The sequence below is a fragment of the uncultured Rikenella sp. genome (assembly GCF_910577125.1).
Taxonomy (GTDB): Bacteria; Bacteroidota; Bacteroidia; order Bacteroidales; family Rikenellaceae; genus Rikenella.
Genome location: NZ_CAJTMN010000062.1, coordinates 1 through 12,482 on the forward strand (window position 1 = coordinate 1; position 12,482 = coordinate 12,482).

Sequence of the window (12,482 nt, forward strand, 5' to 3'; positions counted from 1 at the left end):
GAAAATCCCCCGGCGATTTTCTTAGAAGTAGAAACGGCCAATTGCCCACCGCGGGGCCCCACAGGGGCTTTTACTAGGGTTATCACTACCTTATTTAAGCGGGGCCCGGCCGGCCCGAGGGCAGTACCCTCAAACCACCGCGCGCCACGCCTTAAGAGGGAAATCATCAAAACTCGCTTGCGTGTTTTGACTAGATTTCCCAAAGGCGCGCGGGAAACACGACTACAACCCTGCGGCTCGAAGAGCCGCGCGGGCCGGAGCCACCCCAGGCGTAGGCCCGCTCCCGCTCAGCCCAATTCTCCGCCCGTTCGTCCTCGGCGCGCCCCCCTCGCGCCGCTAAAGCGTCGCTCTCGCCGAGGACGGCGGCCCTACGGGCCGCAACAGTTCAGCCCAACCTATTGCAAATTCGGGCTGCGCGCTCCGGGGGTGGGCCGAAGGCCCAGCGCGCATGCCCGGCGATTCCTCCCGGAATCGCGCTACTCGCTCTCAGCCCAAAGCACAACCCCGTGCCCGCCTCACTACGGCTCCGCTGTCGCTCCGCCACCGGTTGTGTTTTTTCGCGCGCCTGGGGGAAATCTTGTTCAAACACGACTACGTGTTTGAACGATTTCCCTTTTAAGGCGGCGGCGCGCGTTGGTTTGAGGGTACTGCGCTCGGGCCGCGCGGGCCTCACGTCCCGTGGACGGGCGAAACTGCGTTTCGCTGCGGCAGCCTCTGCCCTACTCTGTCACCCGTTCTCTGTTCGCGCGCCGGGGCGATTCATTGTTATTTCGGCTCGTCGCCGAAACAGTTGAATCGCCTCCTTAAGCATCGGCGCGCGGTCGAGTTCTGAACCGGACGGAACCGCCCTCAGGCCGGGCGGGCCCCGCGTGCCCGCGGTGGGCGAATGGCTGGGGCAGCCCAATCCATTGCTCGCACGCTACGCCTTAGGCTCCGTAATCCTTAAGCTTCGTCGCACGCGGGGGACGATTTCGCGACAAAAAAGCCGGTTTCTCGGCCAGAAGTCCTAACTTTGTCCGGATAGCCGGGACGACTGTTCCCTGCAAATCTCAAACCGAAAACTCAAACTACAATCATGAAAACGACTGCTTTTACCGAAAAACATGTGGCGGCGGGAGCCCGGATGGCGGAGTTCGCGGGATACAACATGCCGATCGAATTCACGGGCATCAACGACGAACATGCGACGGTGCGCGAGGGGGTCGGAGTGTTCGATGTCTCACACATGGGCGAAATATGGGTCAAGGGGCCGAAAGCGCTGCCGTTTCTGCAATACGTCACTTCGAACGATGTCTCGACGCTCTACGACGGGAAAGTGCAGTACTCCTGCTTTCCGAACGGAAAAGGCGGGATTGTGGACGACCTGCTGGTCTACCGGATCGATGCGGAGACCTACCTGCTGGTGGTGAATGCGGCGAACGCGGCGAAAGACTGGGACTTTTTGTGCAACCATGCGCCGAAATTCGGACTGACGCCGGGCAAGGAGTTCTATAACGCTTCGGACGAGATCGCCCAGCTGGCGGTACAGGGGCCGCGGGCGATGGAGCTGGTGCAGGAGCTGTGTCCGGACCGGGACGTGAAGTCGATGGAGTACTACACGTTCTGCAAGACGACGGTGGCGGGGATTCCGAATGCCATCCTTTCCATTACCGGATACACCGGGGCGGGAGGATGCGAGATCTATGTGGCCAACGAGGATGCGGAAAAATTGTGGGCGGCGCTGTGGAAAGCGGGTGAGAAATACGGTCTGAAAAACATCGGACTGGGAGCGCGGGATACGCTGCGGCTGGAGATGGGGTTCTGTCTCTACGGCAACGACCTGGACGACACGACATCGCCGATCGAGGCAGGACTGGGATGGATCACGAAATTCAACGACACGAAAGGGGATTTCATCGACCGGACGCTTTTGGCGGCTCAGAAAGAGCAGGGTGTGGCACGCAAGCTGATCGGATTCGAGATAGTCGAACGGGGGATTCCGAGGCACGGGTACGAAGTGGTTTCGGCAACGGGCGAACCGATCGGGACAGTTACTTCGGGCACGCAGTCGCCGAGTCTCAAACGGGGAATCGGAATGGCGTATGTCCGGCCGGAGTTCGCAAAGCCGGGGACGGAGATCGCGATTGTCATTCGAGGCAAACAGATCAAGGCGCAGGTGGTGCGGCCGCCGTTCTATAAAAAATAGGCATCGGGCGGAGAGGGTTCGGACGGAGGGCTGTTCACTTTTTGATGGCGTGGTCTGACTTTACGCAGGACGCCACGACTCCGCTGAACGGGACGTTCCCGTACTATTCGGACGGCGTGCCGGGCGAGAAATACGGTGCTGGTAATTACAAGGCGACCAACGGTCGGTTGTACAAGGTAACCACCTCGGGCACGGGAACCCCGCTTGCCTGGTACCCCGCCCCGGGCTACCGTAGCAGCACCTCGGGCGCGCTGAGCGACGTCGGCTACAGCGGTTACAGCTGGTCGTCCGCTGTCAGCGGGACTACCGGCGTGTTCTTGGGCTTCGGCGCGCAGAGCCTCAATCCCAGCAGCGTGGGCCGCCGTGCCTACAGTCGTCAGCTGCGTTGCCTCTCGGAATAAACGGGGCTGACACAGCCAATTGGGAGTGCAGCACGCACCGCCCGCCCGGCGGAAGGGCAGTACCCTCAAACCAACCGCGCGCCGTCGCCTTAAAAGGGAAATCGTCAAAATGCACCTGTGCGTTTTGACAAGATTTCCCATAGGCGCGCGGGAGAACGCTCAAACCCAACACCCCGCCCCGGGCGTCCGCGACGCAGGCAACTATGGGCGGTTAGGCGGTCTGATGTACGTCGGCCGCCACGGGTACAGTTGGTCGTCCGCTGTCAGCGGGACTAACGGCGTGTTCTTGGACTTCAACACGCAGTACCTCAATCCCAGCTACGTGGACTACCGTGGCCACGGTTTTCCGTTGCGTTGCCTCTCGGAATAAACGGGGGCGAGGCGGTCTTAGCGATGCGCAAGCATCGCCCCGTCCCGCCGGGGTCACCCGGACGCCGCCCGCGCAGGGCAGTTCTATCCGGTTCAGAGCTCGACCGCGCGCCGACGCCTTAAAAGGCGATTCAACTATTTTGGCGCAAGCCGAAATAAAATGAATCGCGTAAGGCGCGCGGACAGAACTCGATGTTTGCGAATTAATGTCGGGTGGCTGTTAATGTCGAGGTGATTAGTTTACCTCTTCTCTCTGTTCCGCTCGGGCCGCGGGGGCCCCTACTTTCTACTATGTGGTAGAAAGTAGGCAAAGAGCACATTCAAGGGGGATTCACATCCCCCTTGAAAATCCCCCGGCGGATTTTGTTCAAGTAACGGCGACCTCCTTGGTGCTGGAACTTTGCGAGCCGCAAAAGCACCGCTTAATTCTCCGTCTGTTCGGCCTGTCGCCCACCCCCCCGAGGCGCTTCGCGCCTGGGCGACAGGGCCGGCGACCCAATGGGTCGCAAGAACTCTGCCCAATTCTCTACCCCGTTCGGGCTGCGCGCTCCGGGGGTGGGCCGAAGGCCCGGCGCGCAAGCCCGGCGATTCGCAGAATCGCGATACTCGCTCTCCGCCTACAGCTGTTACCCCAGCAGCAGTTCGGCGCCAGCGGAGAGTGCAACGAGCTCCGTCGAGTTGCAGCCCTCCGCCGGGAATGGCGTCGGACTGCGCGACCTTACGGTCGCAAGAGCACGGCCAATTTGTTTTCGGCCGCAGCCAGCGGAGAACGAATACGGAGCATGAGCGGAGTATTTCGGCCCTTCGCATCCGGGGGCTGCGGGCCGACCGTTACCACGGGGCCTCAGCTACTCGCTTCCAGCCCAAAGCAAAGCCCCGTGTCCGCCTCACTGCGGCTCCGCTGTCGCTCCGCCGGTGCCGCTCGGCACTCGAACGCTGGCAGCCTATACCCTTGTTCTTCGTCCGCGCGCCTTTGGGAAATCTTGTCAAAACGCACAGGTGCATTTTGACGATTTCCCTTTTAAGGCGTGGCGCGCGGTTTTCAGTCGCCCGCGGCAATTCTTGCCGGATTGGCTCGCCGCCAATCGGCAGAATATGCCCTCTTACACGGGCGGGCGACGGGGCGAGTTTTAGTTCGCACGCCTTGGGCGATTCATTCTCTTTCGGCTCACGCCGAAACAGTTGAATCGCTTCCTAAGGCGTCGGCGCGCGGTGCCGGCGGGCACTCCGACAGGGCCGCCTCTACCCCAACCGGATGGGACTGCCCTTACGCCGGGCGGGCGGTGCCTCCCGGCACTCGGAATGGACAGCCTCTACCCTATTTCTCTGGCCGCTTCTCTGGCCGCGCACGGGCGAAAACTCCCTCGCCAAATCCCGAACGACTGCTCCCGAAGACTTTTTCCCGGAAATTCCGTACCTTTGTCAATCGCTGAAATCACAAGACTTCCATGAGTAAAAAATTCACCGAATACAAAGGTCTCGACCTGGCTGCGCTCGGGGCCGAGGTGCTGACGCAGTGGGATGCGGAGGAGACCTTCCGGAAAAGCATCGAAACCAGAAAAGGACACCCGACGTTCGTGTTCTACGAGGGGCCGCCGTCGGCAAACGGAGTGCCGGGGATTCACCACGTCATGGCCCGGACGATCAAGGACGTGTTCTGTCGGTATAAGACGCAGAAAGGTTTTCTGGTGCACCGGAAAGCGGGGTGGGATACGCACGGACTGCCGGTGGAGCTCGGGGTCGAAAAGAAACTCGGGATCACGAAAGAGGATATCGGGAAGACGATTTCCATCGAGGACTACAACCGTCAGTGCCGCAAAGCGGTGATGGAATACACCGGGCTATGGAACAAGCTCACCCGGCAGATGGGGTACTGGGTGGATATGGAAAATCCGTATATCACCTATGATAATAAGTATATCGAGACCTTGTGGTGGATGCTGAAGCAGCTGTACGAGAAGGGATTGTTGTACAAGGGGTATACGATTCAGCCTTACTCGCCGGCGGCAGGGACGGGCCTCAGCAACCATGAGCTGAACCAGCCGGGGTGCTATCGGGATGTGAAGGATACGACCTGCACGGCACAGTTCAAGATTATTCGCGACGAGCGGAGCGAGGCGCTTTTTGCGGGTGGCGATGCTGCGGTTAAGGGGGATTTGTATTTCTTAGCATGGACGACCACGCCGTGGACGCTGCCGAGCAATATGGCGCTGGCGGTGGGGCCGAATATCCGGTATGTGCAGGTGATCTGCACCAATCCGTACACAGGAATCGAACAAACCGTTATACTTGCCAAAGATCTGCTGGAGAAGACGATGGCGGGGGCCAAGATTACGGAGTATACGGTTGTTCGTGAATATACGGGTTCTCAGTTGGAGGGCATTCGGTATGAGCAGCTGATTCCGTGGATCAAACCCGCTTTGGCGGAGCTGGGCGGAGATGCGTTCCGGGTGATCGTGGCGGACTATGTGACGGTCGAGGACGGGACGGGGATCGTGCACATCGCGGCGACCTTCGGGGCGGACGACGACCGGGTGTCGAAGCAGAGCGGGATTGCGCCGATGCTCTTGCTGGATAAGGCGGGCAAGTGGCAGCCGATGGTGGATCGGACGGGGAAATTCTTCCTGACGGATGACCTCGATCCGGAATTTGTGGCCAAGTATGTGGACGCGTCGTATGGTGAGTTTGCGGGCAAGTTCGTCAAAAATGCCTACGATCCGGCCAAGACGGAGAAGGACGAGACGCTGGATGTCGAAATCTGCATGATGCTGAAGGCCAACAATCAGGCGTTCAAGATCGAGAAGCACACGCACAACTATCCGCACTGCTGGCGGACGGACAAACCGGTGCTGTACTATCCGCTGGACTCGTGGTTCATCCGGACGACGGCGGTGAAGGACAAACTCATCGAACTCAACAAGACGATCAACTGGAAGCCGGCGTCGACGGGCGAGGGACGGTTCGGGAAGTGGCTCGAAAACCTGGTGGACTGGAACCTGAGTCGGTCGAGGTATTGGGGAACACCGCTGCCGATCTGGGCGACGGAGGATCACAGTGAATTGAAGTGTATCGGTTCGGTGGCAGAGCTCAAACAGGAAATAGACCGGGCGATTGCGGCGGGGTTGATGACGGAAAACCCGCTGGCCTCGTATAAGGAGGGGGATTTCTCGAAAGCAAATTACGACAGTTTCGATTTGCACCGGCCGTATGTGGACAACATCGTCCTCGTTTCATCGACGGGGAAACCGATGCGGAGGGAGCCGGACCTGATCGACGTGTGGTTCGACAGCGGGGCGATGCCGTATGCCCAGGTGCATTATCCGTTCGAGGTCGACGAAGTGGATTTTAAGGGGAAGATTTACCCGGCGGACTTCATCGCCGAGGGGGTGGATCAGACCCGGGGGTGGTTCTTCACGCTCCATACGCTGGCAACGATGCTGTTCGACAGCGTGGCGTTCCGGAATATCATCTCCAACGGTTTGGTGCTGGACAAGAACGGCAACAAGATGTCGAAACGGCTGGGGAATGCGGTCGATCCGTTCGAGGTGATGGACAAATTCGGGGCGGATGCGGTGCGGTGGTACATGATTTCGAACTCGCAGCCGTGGGACAACCTCAAATTCGACACGAACGGGGTGGACGAGGTGCGGCGCAAGTTCTTCGGCACCTTATATAATACGTACAGCTTCTTTGCGCTGTATGCCAATGTGGACGGGTTCACGGCTGATTCTCTGGCGGCGGATTTCGTTCCGGTGGCGGAACGGCCGGAGATCGACCGGTGGATCATTTCGCTGCTGAATACGTTGGTCAAAGATGTGACGACTGCTTTGGAGGCGTACGACCCGACGCCGGCGGCGAGGGCGATCGCAACGTTCGTGGATGAGAATTTGTCGAACTGGTATGTGCGATTGAACCGCAAACGGTTCTGGGGCGGGGGAATGACGCGAGACAAGCTGGCGGCGTTCCAGACGCTGTACACTTGTCTGAAGACGGTCTCGCTGCTGGTGGCACCGTTCGCGCCGTTCATCTCGGACAGAATCTATCGGGATTTGACGCACAACGAAGCGGGGTCGGTGCACCTGGCAGAGTTCCCGACCTATGATGCTGCGCTGGTGGACGAAGAGCTGGAGCGGCGGATGGAGTTGGCGCAGCGGGCATCGTCGATGGTGCTGGCGTTGCGGCGGAAGGTCAACATCAAGGTGCGGCAGCCGCTGCAGAAGATGATGATTCCGGTGCTCGACCCTGCGGTGCAGCGGCGGCTGGAGGCGGTCGAGTCACTGATCCTGAACGAGGTGAATGTCAAGGAGGTGGAATATCTGCACGAGACGACAGGGATTATTACGAAGCGGATCAAACCGAACTTCAAAACGCTGGGGCCGAAGTACGGTAAGCAGATGAAGGCGATTGCGGCGGCTGTCGAAGCTTTTTCGCAGGAGGATATTGCGGCGATCGAGGCGCTCGGTACGGCGACGTATGACCTACGGATTGCGGGGGGTGAGGTGCTGCCGGTGGAACGGACGGACTTCGAAATCACGTCGGAGGATATGCCGGGCTGGCTGGTGGCGACGGAGGGGACGCTGACCATCGCGCTGGACATCGAGGTGACGCCGGAGCTCCGGACGGAGGGAATCGCACGTGAGCTGGTGAACCGGATCCAGAACCTGCGCAAGGAGCAGGGGTTCGAGGTAACGGACAAGATTCGGGTCGTGGTCGAATCGAATCCGGAGACGGATGAGGCAGTGCGTAAGTATGCGGATTACATCGCGGCGCAGACGTTGGCGCAGGGCGGCGTTTCGGTGGCGGCGGGACGGCAGCGGTCGGAGATCGAGATCGACGAACTGCCGCTGACGATGACGGTCGAACGGATCGGATAACTTCCGCCCCTGTTTTTCAATCGGATATGACAGCGGTTCTGTTCTTTCGGGACAGAACCGCTGTTTTTTGTATCTGTGTGTTTTGTGAGTCTGAATGTAAACCGCCCCAGGCTACCGCAGCTACGGCGAGGGCAAGCCGGGCGGCGTCGGCCACGAGGGTACGGTCTGGTCTGCGTCGGTGCCCGACGGTAGCACAAACGCCTGGCGGCTGGTATTCAATGCGACGGGCATGAATCCTTCGGCTGCGAACGGTCGCGGCCACGGTTTTCAGTTGCGTTGCCTCTCGGAATAAAGTGCCTCCGGGCACTCCGAAATGGCCGTCTCTACCCTATTGGGCTGACACAGCCGCAGCGAAACGCAAGTTTCGCCCGTCCACGGGACGTGGGGCCCGCGCGGCCCGAGCGCAGTACCCTCAAACAAACCCGCGCGCCACGCCTTAAAAGGGAAATCGTCAAAATGTGCCGGCACGTTTTGACTGGATTTCCCAAGGCGCGCGAAAAACAAGCCCCGCCCCGGGCTACCGCAATCATGCGGATGGCGCACTGGCGGGAGTCGGCCAGGGCGGTTACAACTGGGCTTCGACGGTCAGCAGTACCAATGGCATGTACTTGAGTTTCTACGTGACGGACCTCTATCCCAGCAACGCGAACCACCGCGCCTACGGTCTTCCATTGCGTTGCCTCTCGGAATAAACGGTGCCGCTCGGCACTCGAAAACTGGCCGGGTCTACCCTAACAGGCAGCCTCTACCCCAATTTTACCGACACGGCCGCAGCGAAACGCAAGTTTCGCTGCGGCAGCCTCTACCCCATTCTCTGTCCGCGCGCCTCACGCTCCGCAAGACGCTATCTGAAGTCAAAAAACACTACACTATCTGACAGCAGTATACAAAAATTGCCGATACCGCACCTAAGCTGTGCGATATCGGCAAGGTTCAAAAGCTCTCTAAAAGCAAGGTTACTGGACGGTCACTTCGACAGAAGCGGGGAAGAGACGTTCCGGATCGAAGAAGGCGGCACAGCTGTTCACGAGGTTGGCGCCATCCAAAGCGACCACTCCATTGAACTTTTCGACGCCGTTCACCAGAACGGTCACCGGACGGGTCAGATCGACCAGTTTGTCGTTCAGATAGATCACGATGCGGCCTTTGGTCGCCGGAGTGTAGGTTTTGGTGTATTTCAGCGGGATATTGTACGGCCCGTTTTCGGCTACGGCATAGGTCACCGTGTTCACCGTCAGGTCGACGGTGTTGCCGGTGATGGTCATCTCGTAGCACGAACGCGACGAGGCGTCGTCGTTCGAACGCTCTTTCACGTACAGGTTGTAGAAGCCATTCCGATAACGCCGCGTGGTTTCGCCGTCGTACACCTCGTCGAGCGGGAAGTTCTCCCAATAGACGTACCTGGGCCACGGATTCCGCGCGGGCTGCGATTTCAGCCATCCGGCCGTCTGGGCCTCATTGTAATAGAACCCGTGTTCAGCTCCCGGCATCAGTTCGACCAGGTGGTTGTAATAGCCGGGGTGAGCGGCCTGCAGCTGATCGAGCTCCTCGCCGACGGCCAGGGTCAGCTGGTCGCGCGAATAGGAGACGTCTTTCTCACCGGTATGCAGAGTAAAGGCGATGTTGGCGTAGTTTTCCGGCGGAGCGACTTTCAGGTCGTCGCCACCGGCCATCGGCCCTGCGCCGGCCAGATAGTCGGCATAGAACGAGGCCAGACTCTGGCTACCGTAGGCTCCTTCCGAAATACCGGTAAAATAGACGCGGTTCGGGTCGGTTTCGCCGAACAGATAGGACTGGCACAGCAGTTGTTCCCAAGCAAGCTGGCGCGATTTCAGTTTCCAGCGTGTCCCTTCGGCTCCTTTCGGACTCCGGGGAATAAAGTAGAGACACGGGCTGTCATCCGAAAAGTATTCGGCCCAACTGTAAACGGCATGCCATTCGTCCAGCGAGCTGGTACCCGAACCGTGCAGGAAAAGGAACAACGGATAGCCTGCGGCCGGTTTGCTGCCTTTCGAGAAGTAGTAGAAGGGCATCGTTCCCGTATAAAAGGAGTTGTCGTCGTTCAGGTACCAGCTCCCGCTCTGTGCCGGCCAATTATTCTTATCATAAGCCGGCATGGGAGTCAGAGCGGGCAATATCTCGCTCGCAGTCCGGCTGTAAGCCCGCCCCCAGGAGTCCCAAACGGCCGCCCGGGCTTCGGCCACGCCGTCGGCGGTCAGCGGCACTGCAGTCGTATAGGCGCCGGTGCTGCCTTTGAGATATCCGGTAAAATAGTCGACATAGGTCGGTTCGGCCGACTCGAAAGAGGGCCAGTTCGGTCCCGAAGTCGTTTTTTCCGATTTGCAGCCGACGAGCAGGGCGGCCAAACCGAACAGCATGAGGTATTTTTTCATAATCCTTTGATTTTGGGTATTTTGTTCTTTTCCATGGAGGGCCCGCAGCGCGCGGGGCCGGATACAAAAACGAGACGCCACTACGGAACAGGGTGTTTCCTGATTCCGCAGACACGTCTCGCGTCAAAAATGGGGTCAAAAATGTCAGAACGTCCTCTCCCCTACTCTTCCCAGCTGTCGACTACGGTGCACAACCGTTCGAAGATCTCGTCGATGGTGCCCACGCCATTCACGGCGCGGTATTTGCCCTGCTGTTTGTAGTATTCGGCCACCACGGCGGTCTGGGCATCGTAGACGGCGATCCGGTTCCGGATGGTGTCGATGCTCTGGTCGTCGGCCCGGCCGCTGGTCTTTCCGCGGGTGAGAATCCGTTCGATCACGACGTCGTCGGGCACTTCCAGAGCGACCATTCCCGTCACTCCCGTGCCGATGCGTTTCAGAATCCCGTCGAATGCTTCGGCCTGGGGCAGGGTACGGGGAAAGCCGTCGAAAATCACGCCGCGAGCCGAGTGGTGCTCCTCGACGTATTTCTCGATGATACCGAGCACGAGTTCATCGGAGGCGAGCTTCCCGCCTTCCATCTGAGCGGCGGCGAGCCGGCCGAGTTCGCTTCCGCGGCTCATCTCGTCGCGGATAGCCTGACCGGTGGAGAGGTGCAACAGTCCGTAGCGTTCCTGGAGTTTCTCGGCCTGGGTGCCTTTGCCGGCCCCCGGAGGGCCGAATAACACGATGTTCAACATGATGCGATAAATTCTTAATATCATGCGGCGCGGCTGTACGGCCGCTCTCTAAGAGGCGGTAAAGTTATTTTTTTAATCTTAATTTTGCAAAACATGACACAATCGAAAAAAATGAATCGGACAGAAATATCGGAATTAGGCAAGGTCGCTTTCGTGGAGCGGCTGACGGAGTCTTTCACGACGAACGGAAATTCGCGGATCCGGCAGGGAATCGGGGACGATGCGGCGGTGATCGACCGCGGGGGATGGCTGGAGGTGGTGGGCGAGGCGACGCTGCTGGAGGGGATCGATTTCGACCTGACGTACACGCCGCTGGAACATCTGGGGTACAAGCTGGTGACGGCGGCGGTGTCGAACATCTGCGCGATGAATGCGCGGGCGGAGTATCTGACGGTGAGCGTGGGGTTGTCGGCAAGGTTCTCGGTGGAGGATGCGACGGCGCTCTACGACGGAATCCGGCGGGCGACGGAGAGGTACGGGGTGGCGCTGATCGGGGGGAATACATCGGCGTCGCTGACGGGGCTGAACCTGATGGCGACGGCGATCGGGACGGTGGCGGAGGAGGAGCTGACGCTGCGCAGCGGGGCGAAGCCGACGGATCTGCTCTGTGTGACGGGCAATCTGGGGGCGGCGTACATGGGGCTGCAGCTGCTGGAGCGCGAGAAACGGGTGCTGAAGGGCAACGCGGTGAGCCGGCCGGAACTGACGAAGGAGAATGCCTATCTGCTGGAACGGCAGCTGAAGCCGGAGGCGAGGATGGATATCGTTCAGGAGTTGCGGGAGGCGAAGATCCGACCGACGGCGATGATCGATGTGACGCGGGGGCTGGCGTCGGCGGCGCTGCACTTGTGCCGGCGGTCGGAGGCGGGGGTGCGAATCTACCTGAACCGGATTCCGATCGCGTCGGACACGTTCCGGCTGGCGGAGGAGATGCACATCGATCCGGTGGTGGCGGCACTGAACGGGGGGGACGATTTCGAGTTGCTCTTCACGGCGCCGCTGGACAAGCATCAGGAGCTGCTGGCAATGCCGGGGCTGGATGTGATCGGCCACGTGGTGGTGGCGGACGAGGGGGCGGCTCTCGTCACGCCGGACGGGGGCGAAATCCGCATCCAGGCGCTGGACTGGACGGCGCACCGCTCTTCGGAACCGGAGCCTCAGGAAAAATAGCGGGGTTCGGAGACGAAAGGCTCCAGGGCCCGCCCCGGGCTTCCGCGACGGCGGGAACAATGGGCGATTCGGGGGTCTGATGCATGCCGGATTCAGCGGGTTCAGCTACTCGCGCTCGGTGAGCGGTAGCTACGGGGTGTATCTGGTCTTCCACATGACATACCTCACTGACACTACGGATGGACACGGCCGCGGTCTTCAGTTGCGTTGCCTCTCGGAATAAACGGTGCGTGTCGCACTCACAATTGCCAGCCTCTACCCCATTTTACCGACACAGCCGCAGCGAAACGCTGTTTCGCTGCGGCTGGGTCGGCCCAAATCTTCGCACCGTTCTTTGTTCGCGCGCCGGG

9 protein-coding genes are annotated in these 12,482 nt (G+C 59.9%); 7 read left to right on the top strand and 2 right to left on the bottom strand.

Annotated features, from left to right (window positions below; genetic code table 11):
* Positions 1 to 1,075: 1,075 nt before the first annotated feature.
* The 5 genes from gcvT (at position 1,076) to QZ292_RS07265 (ending at position 8,521) form a co-directional block, all read left to right on the top strand.
* On the top strand, positions 1,076 to 2,185 hold the full coding sequence (gene gcvT, locus QZ292_RS07245) for a glycine cleavage system aminomethyltransferase GcvT (RefSeq protein ID WP_294599938.1): 1,110 nt from the start codon (positions 1,076 to 1,078) through the stop codon (positions 2,183 to 2,185).
* A gap of 41 nt (positions 2,186 to 2,226) precedes the next feature.
* Positions 2,227 to 2,586 carry a hypothetical protein gene (locus QZ292_RS07250; RefSeq protein ID WP_294599942.1) on the top strand — a complete coding sequence of 120 codons (360 nt, stop codon included), beginning with the start codon at positions 2,227 to 2,229 and terminating at the stop codon, positions 2,584 to 2,586.
* 124 nt (positions 2,587 to 2,710) lie between these two features.
* Positions 2,711 to 2,956 carry a hypothetical protein gene (locus QZ292_RS07255; RefSeq protein ID WP_294599947.1) on the top strand — a complete coding sequence of 82 codons (246 nt, stop codon included), beginning with the start codon at positions 2,711 to 2,713 and terminating at the stop codon, positions 2,954 to 2,956.
* A gap of 1,447 nt (positions 2,957 to 4,403) precedes the next feature.
* Positions 4,404 to 7,829 (top strand): isoleucine--tRNA ligase, encoded by a 3,426-nt coding sequence (gene ileS, locus QZ292_RS07260; protein WP_294599951.1) that lies wholly within the window; start codon positions 4,404 to 4,406, stop codon positions 7,827 to 7,829.
* Positions 7,830 to 8,287: 458 nt separating this feature from the next.
* Positions 8,288 to 8,521: a hypothetical protein gene (locus tag QZ292_RS07265; RefSeq protein ID WP_294599954.1), complete on the top strand. Its 234-nt coding sequence runs from the start codon at positions 8,288 to 8,290 to the stop codon at positions 8,519 to 8,521.
* Between the two features lie 264 nt (positions 8,522 to 8,785).
* On the opposite strand, the gene QZ292_RS07270 is transcribed toward QZ292_RS07265, so the two are convergent.
* Both QZ292_RS07270 and QZ292_RS07275 read right to left on the bottom strand, forming a co-directional pair.
* The gene (locus tag QZ292_RS07270; protein ID WP_294599957.1) at positions 8,786 to 10,222 is read right to left on the bottom strand and encodes a hypothetical protein; all 1,437 of its coding nucleotides are present in this window, start codon (positions 10,220 to 10,222) and stop codon (positions 8,786 to 8,788) included.
* A gap of 161 nt (positions 10,223 to 10,383) precedes the next feature.
* Positions 10,384 to 10,986: an adenylate kinase gene (locus tag QZ292_RS07275; protein ID WP_363324060.1), complete on the bottom strand. Its 603-nt coding sequence runs from the start codon at positions 10,984 to 10,986 to the stop codon at positions 10,384 to 10,386.
* 87 nt (positions 10,987 to 11,073) lie between these two features.
* Here QZ292_RS07275 and thiL point away from each other — a divergent pair, with 87 nt between their 5' ends.
* Together thiL and QZ292_RS07285 are read left to right on the top strand one after the other, a co-directional pair.
* Positions 11,074 to 12,132 carry a thiamine-phosphate kinase gene (thiL, locus tag QZ292_RS07280; protein ID WP_294599960.1) on the top strand — a complete coding sequence of 353 codons (1,059 nt, stop codon included), beginning with the start codon at positions 11,074 to 11,076 and terminating at the stop codon, positions 12,130 to 12,132.
* Positions 12,133 to 12,211: 79 nt separating this feature from the next.
* Positions 12,212 to 12,355, top strand: a complete 144-nt coding sequence (locus QZ292_RS07285) for a hypothetical protein (protein ID WP_294599965.1) — start codon at positions 12,212 to 12,214, stop codon at positions 12,353 to 12,355.
* Positions 12,356 to 12,482: the final 127 nt, after the last annotated feature.